This window comes from Mycobacterium sp. (assembly GCF_032162105.1).
Lineage (GTDB): Bacteria > Actinomycetota > Actinomycetes > Mycobacteriales > Mycobacteriaceae > Mycobacterium.
Map to the genome: position 1 here is coordinate 1 of NZ_JAVRPS010000478.1, position 20,507 is coordinate 20,507.

General features: G+C 68.2%; 23 protein-coding genes. 13 read left to right on the forward strand and 10 right to left on the reverse strand.

The genetic code is table 11. From position 1 onward, the window contains the following. The 4 genes from carD to rlmB all read left to right on the forward strand — a co-directional run. Nucleotides 1-323 (forward strand): RNA polymerase-binding transcription factor CarD (carD, locus tag QOC69_RS24665; protein WP_526444546.1); only part of this gene is annotated, 323 nt, incomplete at its 5' end. A 42-nt stretch (nucleotides 324-365) separates the two neighbouring features. Beyond that, nucleotides 366-854, forward strand: a complete 489-nt coding sequence (gene ispF, locus QOC69_RS24670) for a 2-C-methyl-D-erythritol 2,4-cyclodiphosphate synthase (RefSeq protein WP_526444548.1) — start codon at nucleotides 366-368, stop codon at nucleotides 852-854. Nucleotides 855-883: 29 nt separating this feature from the next. Then, nucleotides 884-2,305 carry a cysteine--tRNA ligase gene (cysS, locus tag QOC69_RS24675; protein WP_526444550.1) on the forward strand — a complete coding sequence of 474 codons (1,422 nt, stop codon included), beginning with the start codon at nucleotides 884-886 and terminating at the stop codon, nucleotides 2,303-2,305. Nucleotides 2,306-2,334: 29 nt separating this feature from the next. Continuing rightward, nucleotides 2,335-3,276, forward strand: a complete 942-nt coding sequence (gene rlmB, locus QOC69_RS24680; RefSeq protein ID WP_526444552.1) for a 23S rRNA (guanosine(2251)-2'-O)-methyltransferase RlmB — start codon at nucleotides 2,335-2,337, stop codon at nucleotides 3,274-3,276. Nucleotides 3,277-3,279: 3 nt separating this feature from the next. Here the strand turns inward: rlmB and QOC69_RS24685 are convergent, their stop codons facing one another. Then, the gene (locus QOC69_RS24685; RefSeq protein WP_526444554.1) at nucleotides 3,280-4,530 is read right to left on the reverse strand and encodes an SLC13 family permease; all 1,251 of its coding nucleotides are present in this window, start codon (nucleotides 4,528-4,530) and stop codon (nucleotides 3,280-3,282) included. Nucleotides 4,531-4,635: 105 nt separating this feature from the next. Between QOC69_RS24685 and QOC69_RS24690 the strand changes: the two genes are divergently transcribed. Next, entirely contained in the window at nucleotides 4,636-5,670 is a 1,035-nt protein-coding gene (locus QOC69_RS24690) for a glycerophosphodiester phosphodiesterase family protein (RefSeq protein ID WP_526444556.1), read from the forward strand. Here QOC69_RS24690 and QOC69_RS24695 read toward each other — a convergent pair. Genes QOC69_RS24695 through bluB form a run of 3 tightly spaced genes read right to left on the reverse strand, consistent with a single transcriptional unit; the run spans nucleotide 5,663 to nucleotide 8,027 of the window. Further along, nucleotides 5,663-6,592, reverse strand: coding sequence for an MBL fold metallo-hydrolase (locus tag QOC69_RS24695; protein ID WP_526444558.1), 930 nt, complete (start codon nucleotides 6,590-6,592; stop codon nucleotides 5,663-5,665). The genes QOC69_RS24690 and QOC69_RS24695 overlap by 8 nt on opposite strands. Continuing rightward, nucleotides 6,592-7,347 (reverse strand): LamB/YcsF family protein, encoded by a 756-nt coding sequence (locus tag QOC69_RS24700; RefSeq protein WP_526444588.1) that lies wholly within the window; start codon nucleotides 7,345-7,347, stop codon nucleotides 6,592-6,594. Before QOC69_RS24700 ends, QOC69_RS24695 begins: the two co-directional genes overlap by 1 nt. 2 nt (nucleotides 7,348-7,349) lie before the next feature. Beyond that, nucleotides 7,350-8,027 carry a 5,6-dimethylbenzimidazole synthase gene (bluB, locus tag QOC69_RS24705; protein ID WP_526444560.1) on the reverse strand — a complete coding sequence of 226 codons (678 nt, stop codon included), beginning with the start codon at nucleotides 8,025-8,027 and terminating at the stop codon, nucleotides 7,350-7,352. Between the two features lie 78 nt (nucleotides 8,028-8,105). Here bluB and QOC69_RS24710 point away from each other — a divergent pair, with 78 nt between their 5' ends. Together QOC69_RS24710 and QOC69_RS24715 are read left to right on the forward strand one after the other, a co-directional pair. Further along, on the forward strand, nucleotides 8,106-8,885 hold the full coding sequence (locus tag QOC69_RS24710) for a sulfurtransferase (RefSeq protein ID WP_526444590.1): 780 nt from the start codon (nucleotides 8,106-8,108) through the stop codon (nucleotides 8,883-8,885). Between the two features lie 48 nt (nucleotides 8,886-8,933). Further along, on the forward strand, nucleotides 8,934-10,031 hold the full coding sequence (locus tag QOC69_RS24715; protein WP_526444562.1) for an Rv3575c family transcriptional regulator: 1,098 nt from the start codon (nucleotides 8,934-8,936) through the stop codon (nucleotides 10,029-10,031). Here QOC69_RS24715 and otsB read toward each other — a convergent pair. Beyond that, complete coding sequence (gene otsB, locus QOC69_RS24720) at nucleotides 10,028-10,774, reverse strand: trehalose-phosphatase (protein WP_526444564.1); 747 nt, start codon at nucleotides 10,772-10,774, stop codon at nucleotides 10,028-10,030. The two genes, QOC69_RS24715 and otsB, sit on opposite strands and share 4 nt — an antisense overlap. 3 nt (nucleotides 10,775-10,777) lie before the next feature. After that, nucleotides 10,778-11,383, reverse strand: coding sequence for a cholesterol catabolism transcriptional regulator KstR (gene kstR, locus QOC69_RS24725; RefSeq protein ID WP_526444566.1), 606 nt, complete (start codon nucleotides 11,381-11,383; stop codon nucleotides 10,778-10,780). A gap of 277 nt (nucleotides 11,384-11,660) precedes the next feature. Between kstR and QOC69_RS24730 the strand changes: the two genes are divergently transcribed. Beyond that, on the forward strand, nucleotides 11,661-13,775 hold the full coding sequence (locus tag QOC69_RS24730; protein WP_526444568.1) for an acyl-CoA dehydrogenase family protein: 2,115 nt from the start codon (nucleotides 11,661-11,663) through the stop codon (nucleotides 13,773-13,775). Here the strand turns inward: QOC69_RS24730 and QOC69_RS24735 are convergent. Both QOC69_RS24735 and QOC69_RS24740 read right to left on the reverse strand, forming a co-directional pair. After that, a complete protein-coding gene (locus QOC69_RS24735) occupies nucleotides 13,772-14,317 on the reverse strand; it encodes a hypothetical protein (protein WP_526444570.1) in 546 nt (181 codons plus the stop codon). The two genes, QOC69_RS24730 and QOC69_RS24735, sit on opposite strands and share 4 nt — an antisense overlap. 41 nt (nucleotides 14,318-14,358) lie before the next feature. Next, on the reverse strand, nucleotides 14,359-15,417 hold the full coding sequence (locus QOC69_RS24740; RefSeq protein WP_526444572.1) for a 2Fe-2S iron-sulfur cluster-binding protein: 1,059 nt from the start codon (nucleotides 15,415-15,417) through the stop codon (nucleotides 14,359-14,361). A gap of 166 nt (nucleotides 15,418-15,583) precedes the next feature. On the opposite strand from QOC69_RS24740, the gene hsaA reads away from it, so the two are divergent. Genes hsaA through hsaB form a run of 4 tightly spaced genes read left to right on the forward strand, consistent with a single transcriptional unit; the run spans nucleotide 15,584 to nucleotide 19,141 of the window. Further along, the gene (gene hsaA, locus QOC69_RS24745; RefSeq protein ID WP_526444574.1) at nucleotides 15,584-16,768 is read left to right on the forward strand and encodes a 3-hydroxy-9,10-secoandrosta-1,3,5(10)-triene-9,17-dione monooxygenase oxygenase subunit; all 1,185 of its coding nucleotides are present in this window, start codon (nucleotides 15,584-15,586) and stop codon (nucleotides 16,766-16,768) included. Further along, nucleotides 16,768-17,631, forward strand: coding sequence for a 4,5:9,10-diseco-3-hydroxy-5,9,17-trioxoandrosta-1(10),2-diene-4-oate hydrolase (gene hsaD, locus QOC69_RS24750; RefSeq protein WP_526444576.1), 864 nt, complete (start codon nucleotides 16,768-16,770; stop codon nucleotides 17,629-17,631). The genes hsaA and hsaD overlap by 1 nt, the downstream gene beginning before the upstream one ends. A 3-nt stretch (nucleotides 17,632-17,634) precedes the next feature. Beyond that, nucleotides 17,635-18,537: an iron-dependent extradiol dioxygenase HsaC gene (hsaC, locus tag QOC69_RS24755; RefSeq protein ID WP_526444578.1), complete on the forward strand. Its 903-nt coding sequence runs from the start codon at nucleotides 17,635-17,637 to the stop codon at nucleotides 18,535-18,537. Nucleotides 18,538-18,571: 34 nt separating this feature from the next. Next, nucleotides 18,572-19,141 (forward strand): 3-hydroxy-9,10-secoandrosta-1,3,5(10)-triene-9,17-dione monooxygenase reductase subunit, encoded by a 570-nt coding sequence (hsaB, locus tag QOC69_RS24760; protein ID WP_526444580.1) that lies wholly within the window; start codon nucleotides 18,572-18,574, stop codon nucleotides 19,139-19,141. Here the strand turns inward: hsaB and QOC69_RS24765 are convergent. Next, nucleotides 19,138-19,407, reverse strand: a complete 270-nt coding sequence (locus tag QOC69_RS24765; protein ID WP_526444582.1) for a fibronectin-binding protein — start codon at nucleotides 19,405-19,407, stop codon at nucleotides 19,138-19,140. The genes hsaB and QOC69_RS24765 overlap by 4 nt on opposite strands. Before the next feature lie 59 nt (nucleotides 19,408-19,466). On the opposite strand from QOC69_RS24765, the gene QOC69_RS24770 reads away from it, so the two are divergent. Continuing rightward, complete coding sequence (locus tag QOC69_RS24770; protein WP_526444584.1) at nucleotides 19,467-19,610, forward strand: hypothetical protein; 144 nt, start codon at nucleotides 19,467-19,469, stop codon at nucleotides 19,608-19,610. Between the two features lie 3 nt (nucleotides 19,611-19,613). Here QOC69_RS24770 and QOC69_RS24775 read toward each other — a convergent pair. Continuing rightward, nucleotides 19,614-20,507 (reverse strand): Rv2253/PknI dimerization domain-containing protein (locus tag QOC69_RS24775; protein ID WP_526444586.1); only part of this gene is annotated, 894 nt, incomplete at its 5' end.

The following is a 20,507-nucleotide window of genomic DNA, read 5'->3' on the forward strand; positions in this document are numbered from 1 at the left end:
TCGGCGTGCGTGACGTGGTTGGTCAAGAGGGTCTCGACAAGGTCTTCCAGGTACTACGCGCCCCGCACACCGAGGAGCCGACCAACTGGTCGCGCCGCTACAAGGCGAACCTCGAGAAGCTGGCGTCCGGTGACGTGAACAAGGTGGCCGAGGTCGTCCGCGACCTGTGGCGCCGTGATCAGGAGCGTGGCTTGTCGGCCGGCGAGAAGCGGATGCTGGCCAAGGCCCGCCAGATCCTGGTCGGTGAATTGGCACTGGCCGAGAACACCGACGACGAGAAGGCCGCGATCATTCTCGACGAGGTTCTGGCCGCCGCTTCCTGACGTGCCACGTCGGTGCGGTGATGAGCGCTTGCGCGAAGAGCAGTGACCTTCCGCATCGGTCTGGGCACCGACGTACATCCCATCGAACCAGGACGTCCGTGCTGGTTGCTGTGCCTGTCATTCGACGATGCCGACGGCTGCGCCGGTCATTCCGACGGTGACGTCGCGGCCCACGCGCTGTGCGACGCTCTGCTGAGCGCCGCCGGCCTTGGTGATCTGGGCGAGGTGTTCGGCACCGGACGCGACGAGTGGGCCGGTGCCGGTGGCGCCGACATGCTGCGCCACGTCCATTCACTGCTGGGCGCAAAGGGCTTTCGGGTGGGCAACGCCGCGGTCCAGGTGATCGGCAATCGACCCAAGATCGGGCCGCGTCGTGTCGAGGCGCAAACGGTGCTCTCCGGTCTGTTGGAGGCGCCGGTGTCGGTATCGGCCACCACCACCGACGGCCTCGGGCTGACCGGTCGAGGAGAGGGTCTGGCGGCCATCGCCACCGCTCTCGTGATCGAGGATGTGCCCGGTGTTGGCGGTTGAGCGCGAATAGGCCGGTAAGCTGGCCCGTCGTGACCGATCGCGGGGGCCGCACAGGGGCCCTGAAGCTACACGACACCATGACCGGTGCCGTGCGCGAGTTCATCCCGCTGCGCGATGGCCACGTGTCGATCTACCTCTGTGGCGCGACCGTTCAGGGGCTACCCCACATCGGCCATGTGCGCAGCGGCGTCGCGTTCGACGTGCTGCGGCGCTGGCTGACTGCAACCGGCTACGACGTCGCATTCATCCGCAACGTCACCGACATCGACGACAAGATCCTCAACAAGGCTGCCGACGCAGGCAGGCCGTGGTGGGAGTGGGCCGCCACCTTCGAGCGGGCATTCGCGGAGGCGTACGACGCCCTCGGCGTGCTGCCGCCGTCGGCCGAGCCGCGTGCCACCGGGCACATCACCCAGATGGTCGAGTTGATCGAGCGGCTGATCGAGAGAGGCCACGCCTATGAAGGCGGCGGCGACGTCTACTTCAACGTGCTGAGCTACCCCGAGTACGGCGCCTTGTCCGGGCACCGGATCGACGACGTGCACCAGGGCGAGGGCGTCGCCACGGGCAAGCGCGATCAGCGTGACTTCACGATGTGGAAGGGCGCCAAGCCCGGTGAGCCGTCATGGCCGACGCCGTGGGGCCCCGGCCGCCCGGGCTGGCACACCGAATGCGTCGCGATGTGCGAGTCGTATCTCGGTGCGGAGTTCGACATCCACGCCGGCGGCATGGACCTCGTCTTCCCCCACCACGAGAACGAGATCGCCCAGGCGAAGGCCGCGGGCGACGGCTTCGCCCGCTACTGGCTGCACAACGGTTGGGTGACCATGGGCGGCGAGAAGATGAGCAAGTCGCTTGGCAACGTGCTGTCGATTCCCGCCGTGCTGAGCCGGGTCCGGCCTGCCGAACTGCGCTACTACCTGGGCAGCGCGCACTACCGGTCGATGCTGGAATTCTCCGAGAACGCGCTGCAGGACGCCGTGAACGCCTACACCGGCATCGAGGACTTCCTGCACCGGGTGCGCAGCCGCGTCGGCACGGTGCTGCCCAGCGAGTGGACGCCGAAGTTCGCCGCCGCGCTCGACGACGATCTCGCCGTGCCGATGGCGCTGGCCGAGGTGCACGCCGCCCGCGCCGAGGGCAACCGGGCGCTCGACGTGGGTGACCACGACACGGCGATGGTGCATGCGCGGTCGATCCGCGCCATGATGGCCATCCTCGGCTGCGATCCGCTCGACGAGCGGTGGGAGGTGCGTGACGAGACCTCAGCGGCGCTGGCCGCCGTCGACGTGCTGGTGCGCGCCGAGATCGACCGTCGCGCCGAAGCGCGCGAACAGCGGGACTGGACCCAGGCCGACCAGATCCGGGATCGCCTCAAACAAGCGGGCATCGAGGTCACCGACACCGCCGACGGCCCACAGTGGTCACTCCTGGACGGTGGCACGAAGTGATCGGGCGAGCGAAGCGACGGGAAACATAGATGGCGGGCAACTCTCAGCGCCGCGGCGCGGTGCGCAAGGACGGCAGCAAGAAGGGGCCGGTCGTCGGCTCTGGCGGTGTCCGTCGTCGCGGTCTGGAGGGCAAGGGCGCCACGCCGCCTGCGCACCAACGGCCCCACCACCCGGCCGCCAAGCGCGCGGCGAAGGCAGCCAAGCAGCAGCGCGGGCGGACCAGGAAGACCGACGAGACCGAGATGGTCCTCGGTCGCAACCCCGTGGTGGAGTGCCTGCGCGCCGGAGTGCCTGCCACCGCGCTTTACGTCGCGCTTGGCGCGGAGACCGACGAGCGGATGACCGAAGCCGTCACGCGCGCCGCCGATTCCGGCATCACCATCCTCGAGGTGCCCCGCGTCGATCTGGACCGGATGAGCACCAACGGTCTACATCAGGGCATCGCGCTGCAGGTGCCGCCGTATGACTACGCGCACCCGGACGACATGTTGAGGGCAGCGACATCCGACGTCGCGCCCGCACTGCTGGTGGCGTTGGACAACATCTCCGATCCACGCAATCTGGGCGCGATCGTGCGGTCGGTCGCCGCGTTCGGCGGGCACGGGGTGGTGATACCGCAGCGCCGGTCGGCGTCGGTCACTGCGGTCGCATGGCGCACCAGTGCGGGTGCGGCGGCCCGGCTGCGGGTGGCGCGGGCGACCAACCTGAACCGGACGCTCAAGAGTTGGTCCGACGCGGGGCTTCAGGTGGTCGGCCTGGACGCCGACGGCGACACCGCGCTCGACGAGATCGACGGCACACAGCCGATGGTCGTGGTGGTCGGTTCGGAGGGCAAGGGGCTCTCCCGCCTGGTCAGGGAGAACTGCGACGCGATCGTGTCGATCCCTATGGCAGGCAAGACGGAGTCGCTCAACGCCTCGGTGGCCGCGGGCGTGGTGCTGGCCGAGATCGCCCGGCAGAGAAGGCGTTAAGAGCTACAGGCCGATGAACCGCAGCGCGACCCACAGTCCGACCACCGCGACGAACAGCGTGACCGGCGTCGTGCACAGCCCGATGCGACTGAATTCGCGCACCCCGGCCGGTATGTCGTGCTGGCGGACGACCCGCCGCCACAGCAGGTTCGCCAGCGAACCGGCGTAGGTCAGGTTGGGGCCGATGTTGACGCCGATCAGCACGGCCAGGATGGCGGCTGGGCCGGACACCGCGGCCAGTGGCAGCAACACCAGCACGGCGGGCAGGTTGTTCACGACGTTGGACAGCACCGCCGCGACGACCGCGATCCCGAGCAGTGCGAGGAAGGTGTCGCCGGTCGGCAGCAGCTCGCGCATCGCGGTGTCGAGGCCGTGCACCATCACGGCTTTGACCACCACGCCGAGGCACAGCACGAACGCCAAGAAGGGCACGTTGAGGGCATCCGCGATGCCACTGACGGTGCTGCGGCGTTGAGCCAGGCTGCGCACGCCAAGCACGACCGCACCGGCGAGCGCTGCCCAGGCGGGTGCCACGTCGAGCAAGGACGTGACGGCGAAGCCCGCGAGTGTCAGCACGAGCACGACGAGCACGAAGATCGGCACCTCTGCCTTTGGCGGCGGGTCGGCAGGCCGTTCCTGCGACGTCAGTTCCCGAGCGAAAAGCCAACGCAGTAGCACGAATTCGGCGATCACCGCAGCCAGCCAGGGCAGCGTCATGACCGCGGTGAACCGCGCGAAGGAGATGCCCGCGGCGGTGAATGCGAGCAGGTTGGTCAGGTTCGACACCGGTAGCAGCAGCGACGCGCTATTGGCCAGGTGCGCGGTGGCATAGACGTGTGGCTTGGCGGGGATAGACAGTGCGCGGGAGGTCGCCAGCACGACCGGCGTCAACAACACGACCGTCGCGTCCAGGCTCAGGATCGCGGTGGTGGCCGCCGCGATGACGAACACCATCGCCAGCAGCCGTCGCGGGTTGCCCGCACTGGTCCGCGCCATGGCCACACCGGCGGCGTGGAACAGGCCCTCGTCGTCGCACAGCTTCGCCAGTACCAGCACCGCGGCGAGGAATCCGACGACCGGCAGCAGTCGCTCGACCTCGGCGGCGGCGTCCTGCAGCGAAATCGCACCGATGGCGATCAGCACGCCTGCCGCAGGTACGGCCGCGATGGCTTCGGGCCAGCCGCGCGGCCGGACCATCGCGAAACCGAGGACGACGGCGAGCAGCACCAACGAAACGACCCCGTCGATGGTCATCCGTGCGCCCGCCAATGTTTCGTCGAGAGGAACAGTCGGTGACGAGTCCGTCGACGGACCCGCCTCGGTGTCGCGTGACGGCGCGCCGTGGCTAGCGTCATGTCCATGCGCACGCGTCCATTCGCCTCCCTCATCGTGCTGCTCGCGTCGACCGCCGCGCTGGGTTTCCCCGCCGTCGTTCCGTCGGCCGCCGCGGCGCCCGAGAACTTCGACCTTCAGGCACACCGTGGTGGCAGGGGGGAGACCACCGAGGAGTCACTGCGGGCCTTCTCGAAATCGCTTGAACTCGGCGTGAGCACCCTGGAACTCGACATCGTGATCACCAAGGACCGCCAACCCCTGGTGTGGCACGACCCGACGATCGACGCTACCAAGTGTGCCGACACCGGACCGGCCTTCCCCGGCGACCCGCAGTATCCGTACGTCGGCAAGCTGGTGCACGACCTCACCTTGGCGCAGATCCGCACACTGAACAGCGGCAAGCTGCTGTCCAACTTCCCCGATGCCGAGGTCGTCCGCAACAACAAGATCGCCACGTTGCCCGAAGTCTTCGCGCTCGCCGACTCCTACCGCGCGAACGTCCGCTACAACATCGAGACCAAGGTCGAGGCGGAAAAACCCGAGAACTCGGCCGGCCCAGCCGAATTCGTTGACACGATCCTGCCGGTGATTCGATCGGCAGGCAAGATCGACCGGGTCGAGATCCAGAGCTTCGACTGGCGCACGCTGCCGATGGTGCGGCAGGCGGAGCCGTCGATTCCGTTGGTGGCGTTGTGGGACGAGACGACCTGGGTTCCCGACTCGCCGTGGCTGGCTGGGATGAACCCCACCGTCGTCGGCGACCCGATCACCGGTGCCACCATGGTCGGCGCCAACATCCTTTCGCCTGGCTATTCGGTGCCCTACGGGCTGACACCAAAGGATCCGAATTTCGCGCTGGTCGCCGACCAGGCGTTCATCGATCGGGCTCATGCACTGGGGCTCACGGTCATTCCGTGGACGATCGACGACGCCGATGCGATGCGTGCCCAGATCGCGGCCGGAGCTGACGGCATCATCACCGACAATCCGACGCGGCTGCACAAGGTGATGGCCGGACTCGGAATGCCGTTGCCGCCGGCCTACCACCGAGTCAGCTGACCGCTGCCCACGGGTCCGCGCGCTCCCACACCGTCGGAAGGTGAAGGGGCAGGCCGTCTTCCCGTGCCAGGCGGGTCAGCGTCCGCATCGAGACGTCCAGATCGTCGCCGGCGTACGGCAACGCGCGAAGCGGCTCGTGCAGCGGCCGGAAGAAGTCGTCCCAGTGGATGAGCACCACGCGGCGTGCGCCGACTGCACGCACGGTCTCCGACCAGTACTCGACCAGGTAGTGCTCCGGCTGCAGACCGAGTTGCCCGATGCCGAGATACACCACATCGGCGCGGTGGCCGGCCAGCGCGCCTGGGACGTAGCCTGCGCTGCCGACGATCAGCAGCCGGCGATCGGTTGGCCGGTGGTGGATGAGGGTGGACCACGCCTCGCCGCACCGGTAGGCGGCGGCCTTCACCGGCGGGACGACGGGGGCGGTGATGGTGCCGGGGAAGCGGTCCGGGGGACAGTGGTGCCCCTCGACGAGGGTCACGTCGAACGAGCCGAACGCCAGCGGCGATCCGGGCGTCACGACTACCAGCCGGCCGTCGGGCAGCCCACCGCCGCGGCCGATCTGGGCCGCCGACGTCCCGCCGACCAGCGCGGCGCCGGTGCGGGCGGCGACCACCGCCGAGTCCATCGCATGATCGAAGTGGGTGTGCACGGGCAGAACCGCTTCGAGCCGGTCGACGCCAAGGCGGGCCAGACAACCGTCGATGCGCGGAGCCGACGGCGACAACGTGCGCGTCCCGACCGCCAGAAGGCCAGGCCGTGAGAAGAAGCCGTCGGTCATTACCGCCGACTCACCGTCGCCGACCAGCAGCGTGGTGACGCCGGCCCACGTCACGGTCAGCGGTGATGCCGCGGTGGCGGCGGGCTGGTCGAAGTGGGCCGCGTAGTCGCGCAGATCGGGGCGGCCCAGTTTGAGCCGCATCAGGTGAACGCCGCCAGCGCGACGCCGTCTGCGACCAGGCGGTTACGAACGGCGGTGGCGATCTGCACGGCCCCTGGTGAATCCCCGTGTATGCAGACCGATTCCACGACGATCGGGATGGTCGACCCGTCGACGGCGGCGACCCGTCCGCGCCCGACCATCGATGCCACCCGGTCGGCGATCTGGTCGACGTCGTGCAGCACCGCGTTGCGCTCCCGACGGGAAACCAGTTGTCCGTCGGGTCGGTACGCCCGGTCGGCGAAGGCCTCGGGCACCGTGCGCAGGCCGAGTCGCTCGGCGGCCTTGAAGAACGCCGACCCGGCGAGGCCGAGCACGGGCAAACCCGCGTCCACGGCGTGCACCGCCTCGGCAACGGCGTCGGCCTGATCCTGATTGGTGACGATCGTGTTGTACAGCGCGCCATGGGGTTTGACATAGCTGACCGCCGCTCCCGCGGAGTGGGCCAGGGCCTGCAGCGCGCCGATCTGGTAGATCACGTCGGCGGCCAGGTCCTCGGGGCTGACGTCGATGAAGCGGCGGCCGAACCCGGCCAGGTCGCGGTAGCCGACCTGTGCGCCGATGCGGACCCCGCGCCCTGCGGCGGCGTGGCAGGTGCGGGCCAGTCCGGCGGGGTCACCGGCGTGAAATCCGCAGGCGACGTTGGCGCTGGTGACGACGTCGAGCATGGCGTCGTCGTCGCCGAGGCGCCACACCCCGAAGCCCTCACCGAGATCGGCGTTGAGGTCGACCGTCATGGTCACGTCGGCAAGCCTACGACCGCCGCGGGCGATTGCGGCCAGCCGTTCTCCGAGACGAACTCCGCGAGCGGACGTCCGAACGCCCACTCGTCGATCTCCAGTGCGGGCCGGTCGGGGAACTCGGGAACCGGGCCGAGGCACAGGATCGCCACCGGCTCCGCGTCGTCGGGCATGCCGAGAAGTCGCGCGAGCCGATCCGGGTCGAATATGGATACCCAGCCAAGGCCGAGGCCTTCGGCCCGCGCGGCCAGCCACAGATTCTGGATGGCGCAGGACGCCGAGGCGAGATCCATCTGCGGCAGGGTGCGACGGCCGAACACGTGGCTCCGCCTGCCCTCGCCGAGCGCGACGACGAGCAGTTCGGCGCACTCGAGGATGCCCTCCACCTTGAGCGCAAGGAACTCGTCGCTGCGCGGCCCCAGCGCGTGCGCGGTCTGCAGGCGCTCCTCGTCGACCAGCCCGTGGATCCGTCCGCGCAACGCGGCGTCGGTGATGCGGATGAACCGCCACGGCTGCATCAGGCCGACGCTGGGAGCGGCGTGTGCCGCCTGCAGCAGCCGGGCGAGGACGTCGTCGGGCACCACCGCACCTGGCACGAATCGGCGCATGTCGCGCCGGTCTGCGATGACCCGGTACACGGCCTGCCGCTCCGCCGTGCTGAACGCGTGCTCGTCCACGCGGGCCAGCGTAGATGGCACCATCGTGGCGTGACCCGTGAAGCGGTACTGATCTCCGCATCGAAGCTGGCGCAGCGCATGGCTGCCGATGCGCCGGTGGCCATCCTGGACGTGCGTTGGCAGCTGACCGAGCCGGACGGGCGGGCCGCCCACCAGCGCGGTCACGTTCCCGGCGCGGTGTACGTGTCGCTTGAGGACGAGCTGAGCGACCACACCGTTGCGGGCCGGGGCAGGCACCCGCTGCCGTCCGGACGCGCGGTCGAGCACGCGGCGCGCCGCTGGGGCATCCGTCAGGGCATGCCGGTCGTAGCGTATGACGACTGGAACCGGGCGGGGTCGGCGCGGGCGTGGTGGGTGCTCAAGGCCGCGGGGCTGGCCGACGTGCGGATCCTCGACGGCGGGCTGGCGGCGTGGACCGCGGCGGGCGGCGTGCTGGAGACCGGCGCCGTCACACCGGAGCCCGGCGACGTCGTCGTCGGCCATGACGACCTGTACGCGGGCGGACTGCCGACGCTGGACGCCGACGGCGCGGCGGCGCTCGGCGCGCGATTGGTCGACGCGCGCGCGCCAGAACGATTCCGCGGTGAAGTCGAACCCATCGATCCGGTGGCCGGACACATCCCCGGCGCCAGGAACGTGCCGAGCACGGGCCTGCTGGACGGGGACGGGAGATTCCACGCCGACGCCGACCTGAAGCGGGCGCTGGGCGATGCCGCGGGGGCCTACTGCGGATCGGGCGTGACGGCGTCGGTGGTGCTCGCCGCACTCGCCTCCGTCGGCGTCGACGCGGCTCTGTATCCGGGCTCCTGGTCGGAATGGAGTTCGGATCCCGCGCGCCCCGTCGCTACCGGCGATTGACGCACCGATACCGGGGAGTACCGAATCGATCGGCTAACGTCACAGAGCATGTCCAGAGGACCCGCTCCGCGACGTCGGGCGACTCTGGCCTCGTTGGCCGCCGAACTCAAGGTTTCGCGCACCACGATCTCCAACGCCTACAACCGGCCCGACCAACTGTCGGCCGACCTGCGCGAGCGTGTGCTCGCCACCGCCAAGCGGTTGGGTTACGCCGGGCCCGACCCGGTCGCACGCTCGCTGCGCACCCGCAGGGCAGGCGCCGTCGGCCTGGTGATCACCGAGCCGCTCAACTACTCGTTCCGCGATCCGGCGGCGCTGGACTTCGTCGCCGGACTCGCCGAGTCGTGCGAGGAGGCCGGGCAGGGCCTACTGCTCGTCGCCGTCGGGCCCAACCGCACCGTTGACGACGGTACGGCCGCCGTCCTTGCCGCGGGTGTCGACGGTTTCGTGGTGTACGCCGCCTCCGACGATGACCCCTATCTTCCGGTCGTGGCACAGCGTGCCCTGCCAACGGTGGTCGTCGACCAACCCAAGGACCTGCCTGGCGCCTCCCGGGTCGGCATCGACGACCGCGCGGCGATGCGCGCCATGGCGGAGCACGTGGTGGGCCTCGGGCACCGCGAGATCGGGCTGTTGACCATGCGGCTCGGGCGCGACTGGCCACACGATGAGGCCAGTCCGGCGGTGGCCGATCCGGAGCGGGTCGACAGCCCGCACTTCCACGTGCAGCGCGAACGCATCAACGGCGTCCACGACGCGATGCGCGACGCAGGCCTGGATCCGGAATCCCTGACCGTCGTGGAGAGTTACGAGCACCTGCCGACGTCCGGCGGGGTCGCCGCCGAGGTGGCCCTCGAGGCCAATTCGCGCCTCACCGCGCTGATGTGCACCACCGACGTGCTGGCGCTGTCGGCGATGGACCACCTGCGGGCGCGCGGCATCTACGTACCGGGCCAGATGACGGTGACCGGATTCGACGGCATCCCCGACGCATTGGCGCGCGGACTCACGACGGTGAAGCAGCCCAGCATCGAGAAGGGCCGACGGGCCGGGCAGCTGCTGCACAACCCGCCGCGCTCGGGTCTGCCCGTGGTCGAGGTGCTCGACACCGAGCTGGTGCGCGGCCGGACGTCCGGGCCGGTCTAGCGCCGCTGCTCAAGCAGGTATGTCAGCGCGGTCTCGACGTCTTCGGGGGTTTCCACCCGAAAGCGCGCCAATGTATCGCCGGGCCCGACCTTGACGCCGACGTCGCCGTCGCGCATCCGCCGGAAGGCCTTCTCGTCGGTGACGTCGTCGCCGAAGAACACCACGGCCGTCGCATCGTCGCGGTCGCGGATGATGTCGATCGCCTCACCCTTGTCCGTCGAGATGACCGCGAACTCAAGCACCGCCTTCCCCTCGGTGAGCTCGGCGTCCCACGCCTGCGCGGCGGCAAGCGCCGCGTCCAGCGCGGCCCTGCCGTCGGCGGCGCCGGCATTGCGCACGTGCAGCGCGACACTGGCCGGCTTGGGTTCGACGATCACACCGGGTCGGTTCGCGGCGATCGCCGTCAGTTCGGCCGTGATCCGCTCCAGCAGCTCGCGGTCGATGTCGTGGGAGAAACCGGAATCGAACTCCGCGCCGTGGCTGCCCACCAGGTGCACGGGCGGCGGTATCGATGACAGCTCGCGCAACGTGCTCAGTGCGCGCCCGGAGACGAGCGCGACGGTTGTCGACGGCTGCCCGGCCAGCGCGATCAGGGCGTCGGCGGCGCCGGGCAGCGGACGGGCGTCAGCGGGGTTGTTCACGATCGGGGCGAGGGTGCCGTCGAAGTCCGAGGCGACGAGCAGTCGCGGCGTCGCCGCGGCGGCGTCGAGCGCACGAAGGAGGTCTGACGGGAGCTCGCTCACCGGTCAGATCTTAGGGTGCTCCCCGTCGCCGATGAGCAGCCGGACCGCCAGGTCCAGTCGCTTGCTGACGTCGGTGGCGGACGCGCGCCGGGTTAGCCAGGCCAGCAGGTTCGACAGCCACACGTCGGAGATCACCCGTGCGATGTGGTACTGGTCCTCGGTCGGCTCGCCGTCGCTCATCGCGCGGGCGAACATTCCGTCCATCAGCTTGCCGACGTGATCAACCTCACCGGCGGCGGACGCGTCGGCGAACACGAACGCGCGCGTCATGGCTTCGGTCAGCAGGGGGTTGCGCTGCATGGAGCGGTTGAGCTTGCTGACCATGATGCTGAGCCGCTGATACGGGGTGCCGCCGGCGAGGGCGGCCCGGTCGGTCTTGGCGTCGATGCGCTCGAACTCCCGCCCGAGGGCGGACACCAGGAGGTGCACCTTCGACGGGAAGTAGCGGTACAGCGTGCCGACCGCGACGTCCGCGCGTTCGGCCACGGCACGCATCTGAACTGCCTCGTAACCACCCTTGGAGGCGATGGCCAGGGTGGCGTCGAGGATGCGTTTGCGGCGCTCGCGTTGAGCCTCGGATCCAAGTTCGGACTCAGCAAGAACGGCCACGTTCATCACCTGACGCGGTCCGGCGGCCGAATCAGACCCCGAACCCGGATTTGTAGCTGCTGGCAGCGACGACCCTGACATGCGGCGGGCAGCTCCTCTACATCGCGCACTGGGTGAAAACGATACGCATGCCGAACTCTGATTTCCCACCTCCGTGCCGCCGGGACACTATGTGTCCTGCTGTAATGGCGGTCGACTTGACGTTCGAACGCTGGCACCATTAGAACACGTTCTAGTGAGAATCATCGTGTTCTCGCCCAAGGCTGGGAGGCCCGAGATGCCTGGTGCGTCCGCCAACGTCACTGACGAAGAGTTTGCCGTACGCGACATGGTCCGTAGCTGGGCGGCTGCTTCGGGCTCGATTGAGGCCGTGCGTGCCGTCGAGCAGGGGGACCCCGACGCATGGCGGGCCCCGTATCAGGGTGTGGCGCGACTGGGCATGTTCGGTGTCGCGATCCCCGAGGAACTCGGCGGTGCAGGCGGCAGCGTCGAAGACCTCTGCCTGATGGTCGACGAAGCGGCGGCCGCTCTGGTGCCAGGCCCGGTGGCGACGACGGCACTGGCCACGCTCGTCATCACCGACGAGACCGTGCTCGAGGCGCTGGCCTCGGGTGAGCGCACCGCAGGCGTCGCGCTGCGCTCCGACATCAGCTACGACTCGGGCACCGCGACGGGTACGGCCGAGTTCGTCTTGGGTGGGCTGGGCGACGGGGTGCTGATTCTTCCGGCCGGCGATGCGTGGCTGGTGGTCGACGCCACCGCCGACGGCGTCACCGTCGAGGCCCTGACCGCCACCGACTTCTCCCGCCCGCTGGCGCGCGTCACGCTCTCGTCGGCGCCTGCCACCACGCTCGACCTGTCGCATCAGCGTTTTCTCGACCTGGCCGCCGCCGTCCTGGCCGCCGAGGCCGCCGGGCTGGCCCGCTGGATGCTCGAGACGGCGACCGAGTACGCGAAGGTGCGCGAGCAGTTCGGCAAGCCGATCGGCAGCTTCCAGGCGGTCAAGCACATGTGCGCCGAGATGTTGCTGCGGTCCGAGCAGATCCGTGTTGCCGCCGCCGACGCGGCCGGCGCCGTCGCCGACAAGGACGAATCGCAGCTGTCGATCGCGGCGGCGGTTGCCGCCGCCGTCGGCATCGAAGCGGCCAAGGTCAACGCGCGCGACTGCATCCAGGTGCTCGGCGGCATCGGCATCACGTGGGAACACGATGCGCATCTCTACCTGCGCCGGGCCTACGCCCTGGCGCAGTTCCTCGGCGGCAAGTCGGCGTGGCTGCGGCGCAGTGCGGAGCTGACCAGGGCCGGCGTACGCAGGCAACTGCACGTGGACGTCGTTGGCGCCGAGGACATTCGACCGGAGATCGCGGGCACCGTCGCCGACATCGCGGCACTGACCGAAGACAAGTGGCGGGTGGCACTCGCCGAGACGGGGCTGCTGGCGCCGCACTGGCCTAGGCCCTACGGGCGCGCCGCCACCCCGGCCGAGCAGTTGGTGATCGACCAGGAGCTCGCCGCGGCGGGCGTGACGCGCCCCGACCTGGTCATCGGGTGGTGGGCTGCGCCAACGATTCTCGAGCATGGAACCCCGGAACAGATTGCCCGCTTCGTACCGCCCACGTTGACCGGTGAGGTGTTCTGGTGCCAGCTATTCAGCGAGCCGGGCGCAGGTTCCGATCTTGCCTCACTGCGCATGAAAGCCGTTCGCGCTGACGGTGGTTGGCGGCTCACAGGGCAGAAGGTATGGACGTCGCGGGCCGACTGGGCCCAGTGGGGTGTGTGTCTTGCCAGAACGGACCCAAGCGCTCCAAAACACAAGGGCATCACGTACTTCCTGGTCGACATGAAGTCTGAAGGCATCGACATCCGGCCGCTGCGCGAGATCACTGGCGACAACCTCTTCAACGAAGTGTTCTTCGACGACGTGTTCGTGCCCGACGAGATGGTCGTCGGACAGGTCAACGGCGGCTGGCCGCTGGCCCGCACCACGCTGGCCAACGAGCGAATCGCCATGGCGTCGGGTGGCGCCTTGGACAAGGGCATGGAGCACCTACTCGAAATCGTCGAAGGTCGTGACCTCGACGTCGCCGAACTGGACCAGCTCGGCGTGCTGATCGTCGCGGCTCAGGTGGGCGCGCTGCTCGATCAGCTGATCGCGAAGATGGCGCTGGGAGGCCATGATCCGGGTGCGCCGTCGAGTGTGCGCAAGCTGATCGGCGTGCGTTACCGGCAGTCGCTGGCCGAGATCATCATGGAGTCCTACGACGGCTCAGGGATCGTCGATTCGCCCGACGTGCGGTACTTCCTCAACACCCGGTGCCTGTCCATCGCGGGCGGCACCGAGCAGATCCTGCTCACCGTTGCAGGCGAACGGCTGCTCGGCCTGCCGCGTTAGGAGTACGTGGTCTGCGCGCAGGCGGTCGGCGTGGTCAGGTTCACGTTCGCGTAGACCACCTGGATGTAGGAGCAGACGATGTAGTCGGCGTCGGTCTTCGGCCGGCCGGTGGACCAGTCGGTGGTCCAGGTGTTCCCGTTCACGGTGAACTTCTCGGGCGGTCCGCCGTCGAAGTACACGGTGCTGAACTCAACTGACCCAATCGATTTGAACATCCGGGTGTTGGGGGCATTGAAGTCGGAGTCCAGATAGACCAGCTTGTCCATCGAACGCAGCGTGGTGTTCTGCCGGGCATAGAACTGGGCAGGGAAGCCGGTCGGACCGTCAGGCGTGAGCAGGTTCGCGGCCGACGTGAAGTAGCACTGGCCGACGGCCTTCACGCAGTTGGCGGTGGTGTGGATCTCCAGCGTGGTCACCGGGTCGATGGGGATCGACGCGGTGGCGGTGTTCTGCGCGGCCGAGGACACGGCCGTCGGAGCGACGAGCGCCATGGCGAGCCAGGTCGCCGAGATCAGCGCAGCAGAGCCGGCAAACCGCTTCATGGTGCACTCCACAATGGGTCCGGCTCAGGTTAGACCGGCGATTATTCGTCATAGGTGACTTCGACGGAATCGGACGTCGGGTGGGCTTGGCAGGCGAGAATCAAACCCTCGTCCAGATCGGACTGCTCGAGCACGTCGTTGACGTGCATGTCGACGTCGCCGGATTTCACCAGCACCGCGCACGCACCGCAGTGTCCTTCGCGGCAGGAGAACGGCGCGTCCAGACCCTTGTCGAGCAGCACGTCGAGCAGCTTGGCGTTGCGCGGCCAGCTGATCTCGCGGGTCTCGCCGTCCAGCGTGACGATGGCCGTGGCTGGCCCCTCGTCGCTGTCGTCCTCCTGGAGCACCACGGCCGCGAACGGGTCGGACTCGAGCGACTTGAAGACCTCGATGTGGACCCGCTCGGGCCCAACGCCCGCGGTCTTGAGGGCTTCCTCGGCGGCCGCCATGAACGGGCCGGGGCCGCAGATGAAGGCGTCGTGACCGAGGTACTGCCCGACCAGTCCGCCGAGTGCCACCGCGGACGGCAGCCCCTGCACCGACTCGAGCCAGTGCACCACGGTCAGGCGGTCCGGGTACTTGGCCACGAGATCGCGCAACGTCGCGGCGAAGATCACCGACTTCTCGTCGCGGTTGGCGTAGATCAAACCCACCTTGCCGCTGCCCTCGGACAACGCCGACTTGAGGATCGCCATCATCGGGGTGATGCCGCTACCCGCCGCGAGCAGCAGGAAGTCGGAGTCCAGCGTCTTCGGCACGAACGTGCCCGACGGCGCCAGCACGTGGATCTTCATGCCGGCGTGGGCGTTGTCGCACAGCCAGTTCGACGCGTAGCCGTCGACCGTGCGCTTGACGGTGACGGTCAGCGCGTCGTCGGTGAACGGCGAGCTGCACAGCGAGTAGCAGCGGGCCACCGACCCCGTACGGTCGCTGGGCACCCGCAGGGTGAGGAACTGCCCTGGCGCGTACCGGAGCCGGTCGGCCGGGATCGTGGATCCATCGGGAACCTTGAACACCAGCGAACGCGCGTCGGCGGTTTCGTCGACGACGTGTGCCACCTGCAGCTCGAGCACGTGGCTGCCGAGCGGCTCGTCCGTCACGGTCCCTTTTCCTCTCGTCGCGGTTCACAGTCAGAACTAGAACATGTTACAAAAATGCCCTTCCGCAGGTCTAGCGACCATGGGAAGGCCTTACTCGACACAAATCGTAACGTGTTCTAATCTCTGACTAGATCGTGTAACAGCCCCGCAATCCTGGAGGCAACCAGTGACGTCCATTGAACAACGTGACGTGCAGTCCGTCCTAGATGGCATCGACGATTTGTTGCCACTGATCAGCAAGCGCGCTCAGGCCACCGAGGATCTGCGCAAGCTGCCCGACGAGACCGTCGCCGAACTCGACGAGGTCGGGTTCTTCAAGCTGCTGCAGCCCGAGCAGTGGGGCGGCCTGCAGTGCGACCCCGCCCTGTTCTACGAGGCGGTGCGCCGGCTTGGCAGCGCGTGTGGCTCCACCGGTTGGGTCGGCTCGATCATCGGCGTGCACAACTGGCACCTCGCGCTGTTCGACCAGCAGGCCCAGGATGAAGTCTGGGGCGACGACCCGACCGTCCGCGTCTCGTCGTCCTACGCACCCATGGGTGCAGGCACCGTGGTCGACGGCGGGTACCTGGTCAGCGGCTCCTGGAACTGGTCTTCCGGCTGTGACCACGCCACGTGGGCCTTCCTCGGCGGTCCGGTCATCAAAGACGGCCGACCCGTCGACTTCGGCAGCTTCCTGATCCCGCGCAGCGAGTACCGCATCGACGACGTCTGGCACGTGGTCGGCCTTCGCGGCACCGGCAGCAACACCGTGGTGGTCAAGGACGTGTTCGTGCCAACGCACCGGTTCCTGTCCTACAAGTCGATGAACGACCGCACCGCGGGTGGTCTGCAGAACAACACCGCCCCGGTGTACAAGATGCCGTGGGGCACCGTGCATCCCACCACCATCTCGGCGCCGATCGTCGGCATGGCCTATGGCGCCTACGCCGCCCACGTCGAGCACCAGGGCAAGCGCGTGCGCGCGGCGTTCGCCGGTGAGAAGTCCAAGGACGATCCGTTCGCCAAGGTCCGCATCGCGGAAGCGGCCAGCGACATCGACGCCGCCTGGCGCCAGCTGATGGGCAATGTCAGCGACGAGTACGCACTGCTCAAGGAGGGCAAGGAGATTCCGTTCGAACTGCGTGCCCGCGCCCGTCGCGACCAGGTGCGCGCCACCGCGCGTTCGATCTCGTCGGTCGACCGGCTCTTCGAAGCGTCCGGCGCCACCGCGCTGAACAACGACGCCCCGGTGCAGCGGTTCTGGCGCGATGCCCACGCCGGGCGCGTGCACGCGGCCAACGAACCCGAGCGGGCCTACCTCATCTTCGGCAACAACGAGTTCGGGCTGCCACCCCAGGACACGATGGTCTGATGACTGCAGTACAAGAGGTCACCTTCGAATCCACCTCGCGCTATGCGCAAGTCCGCGAGGACATGCGGCTGCACTACCACGAAGCAGGCGTGGGCAACGGCGAGACGATCGTCCTGCTGCACGGCGGCGGACCCGGCGCGTCGAGCTGGTCGAACTTCTCCCGCAACATCGCGGTGCTGGCGCAGCAGTTCCACGTGCTGGCCGTCGATCAGCCCGGCTACGGGCACTCCGACAAGCACACCGAGCACGAGCAGTACAACCGCTACAGCGCCATCGCGCTGCTGAACCTGTTCGACCATCTCGGTATCGAACGCGCTGCGCTGGTCGGCAATTCGCTGGGCGGTGGCACCGCGGTGCGGTTCGCCCTCGACAACCCAAAGCGTGCGGGCCGGCTGGTGTTGATGGGCCCCGGCGGGCTGAGCGTGAACCTGTTCGCGCCCGATCCGACCGAGGGCGTCAAACTGCTCGGCAAGTTCACCGTCGATCCGACGCGCGAGAACATGGAGAAGTTCCTGCGCATCATGGTCTTCGACCAGAAGCTCGTCACCCCCGAACTGATCGACGAGCGGTTCGCCATCGCCAGCCAGCCCGAGTCGCTTGCCGCAGCCAAGGCGATGGGAAAGTCGTTCGCCGGCCCAGACTTCGAGCTCGGCATGATGTGGCGCGAGGTGTACAAACTGCGGCAGCCGGTGCTGCTGATCTGGGGTCGTGAGGATCGGGTCAACCCGCTCGACGGCGCCCTGGTGGCGCTCAAGCAGATTCCCCGCGTGCAACTGCACGTGTTCGGCCAGTGCGGGCACTGGGCTCAGCTCGAGAAGTTCGACGAATTCAACAAGCTGACCGTTGATTTCCTGGGAGGCTGAGTCATGAGCATGAAGTCCCTGGGCTATCTGCGCATCGAGGCCACCGACGTGGGGGCCTGGCGCGAGTACGGCCTCAAGGTGCTCGGCATGGTCGAGGGCAAGGGCACTACCGACGGTGCGCTGTACCTGCGGATGGACGAGTTCCCGGCCCGACTGGTGATCGTCCCCGGTGAGCATGACCGCCTGATTCAATCCGGCTGGGAGACAGCCAATGCCGCGGAGCTGCAAGACATCCGCAAGCGGCTCGAAGTCGAGGGCACGCCGTACAAGGAGGCCACGGCCGCAGAACTCGCCGAACGCCGAGTCGACGAGATGATCAGGTTCGATGACCCGTCTGGCAACACCCTCGAGGTGTTCCACGGCGCCGCGCTGGAACACCGCCGTGTCGTCAGCCCGTACGGCCACAAGTTCGTCACCGAGGAGCAGGGTCTCGGCCACGTGGTGCTGACCACGAAGGACGACGTGGAGTCGCTGCACTTCTACCGCGACGTACTCGGCTTCAAGCTGCGCGACTCGATGCGCCTGCCGCCGCAACTCGTCGGCAGGCCGGCGGACGGCCCCCCAGCCTGGCTGCGCTTCTTCGGCGTGAACCCGCGTCATCACAGTCTCGCTTTCATGCCAGGCGAAACCCCCAGCGGCATCGTCCACCTGATGCTGGAGGTCGGCGGGAGCGACGACGTCGGCTTGTGCCTCGACCGTGCACTGCGGCGCAAGGTGCCGATGTCGGCCACGCTCGGCCGCCACGTCAACGACAAGATGCTGTCGTTCTACATGAAGACCCCTGGCGGCTTCGACATCGAATTCGGTTGTGAAGGACTCGAAGTCACCGACGATGCCTGGGTGGCCAGGGAGAGCACCGCGGTAAGCCTGTGGGGTCACGACTTCACCATCGGCTTCAAGGGCTAGATCTTTCGATGAGCGCTTGCGCGAAGAGCATCTGATGGTGGCATCGGAGCCCATCGACCCGCGCACGTTCCGCCACGTGCTTGGCCAGTTCTGCACGGGCATCACCATCATCACCACGGTGCACGACGACGTGCCCATCGGCTTCGCCTGCCAGTCGTTCGCGGCGCTGTCGCTGGATCCGCCGCTTGTGTTGTTCTGCCCGACCAAGGTGTCGCGGTCCTGGCAGGCGATCGAAGCCAGCGGCAAGTTCTGCGTGAACGTTCTGCACGAGAATCAGAAGGATGTCTCGGCCCGGTTCGGCTCCAAGCAGCCCGACAAGTTCACCGGAATCGACTGGAGCCCTTCGGCGCTCGGCTCACCGGTGATCGATGGCACGCTTGCGCACATCGACTGCGCGGTGAACTCGGTGCACGACGGTGGCGATCACTTCGTGGTCTTCGGCGCCGTGCACTCGTTGTCCGAGGTTCCGAAGAAGAAGCCAAGGCCGCTGCTGTTCTACCGCGGCGAGTACACCGGCATCGAACCGGACAAGACCACGCCCGCGCAGTGGCGCGACGACCTCGAGGCGTTCATCACCACCACCACCGCCGACACCTGGCTCTAAATACAACCGTTCGCGCAGATGTCCGGCGGGGGAGGTGACTCCGGCAGTGGAGGTGCCTCCGGCGGTGGCGCGGCCGGGTCTACCGGCGGCGGCTGCTGGGTCAGGTCGATGTCGCCCTCGAGGTCAGGCGCGATCGGGACGAACCGACAGACGAAGCTGATCGAGAACTCGCAAGGATTGTCGCCGGGGTCTGCACCGGCGGGGACCGCCAACAGCACCGCAGCGCCGACGGCGCTCACCGCAGCGATCACCGACCTCTTCAACATGGGGTCACCCTACTCAATCCCGCGTAGTCCTGTGGCCTCGGTCACACTTCGTCGACGGGATGTCACGGTCGTGGACGTCCGCGATGGAGTTGCGGATTCCGCTCGTCGGCGCCACGCTCAGCCGCTGGATCGCGCGGCCGATCTTCGCCTATCTGTTCAACCGAGTTCTCGACGAGGCCACTGCCGATCTCGCCGGTCGGTAGCGTTCACCGTCCCGGCCCGTCTCCGGTGCGGTCGAGTCTCACGTCGAGGGTCAGCTCGCCGGGACAAGCACCCGTCCGAACGGTGCGCTGAGTGCCGGTCAGGGCGATGATCGGATCCGGAACCGGTTGCGGCAGCGCGAATTCCCCGGCCAGCACCGAGGTGCCGGACCCTCCGCCTTCGCACGGTGCGTCATCGGGTGCGCTGGTGGACGTCCACCTGCCGTCGGCGAAGGTCAACACCAGCAGGGCCGCGGTGTTCCGCTCGACCAGATAGCTCAGGCAGCGGTCGCCGCTGCGCAGGCACTGGGTGTTCCCGCCATAGGTGGCCGGCGGGTACTCCTGGCCGGTCTGCGGGTTGGTCTGGGTCAGGACGTAGTCACCCCACAGTGCCGAACCGGGGGACGACGCGCGCGGCTCCTCGACGGTTGGATCGCCGACCTCGACATCCGCATCGGCGTCGCCGGTGCGCGAAACCGTGACCGACTGCGTCGAGTTGTGGCACGCGCCGCCGACCGACGACCTGTTGGTGTACGTGCCGACCAGCGTGCCGTCGGGTCTGGGTTCCAGCGTGTACGTCTGCCAGCCCTGGACGTCGATCGGTTCACCCTTGGGGGTCGTGCACTGCGACGGCACCTCTCGAACCGACACCCAGCGGCCGTCGACCATGTCGAAGACCATCTTCGGTGGGCGCGGGTCCTCGGCGTCTGGCGGCGCGACTTCCGTTGCGGTGGCGATGCATCCGGCATCGACGCAGCTGGATCTGGTCACCCATTTGACGGTGGCGGCGGTGTCGGGCACTTCGACGCCCTGCACGGTGGTCCGCAGACCGAACTGAGCGCTGAACGTGCCATCGAACGTCGACCCCGTAGACGGCGGAGCCTGACGCGGCTGCGGGGA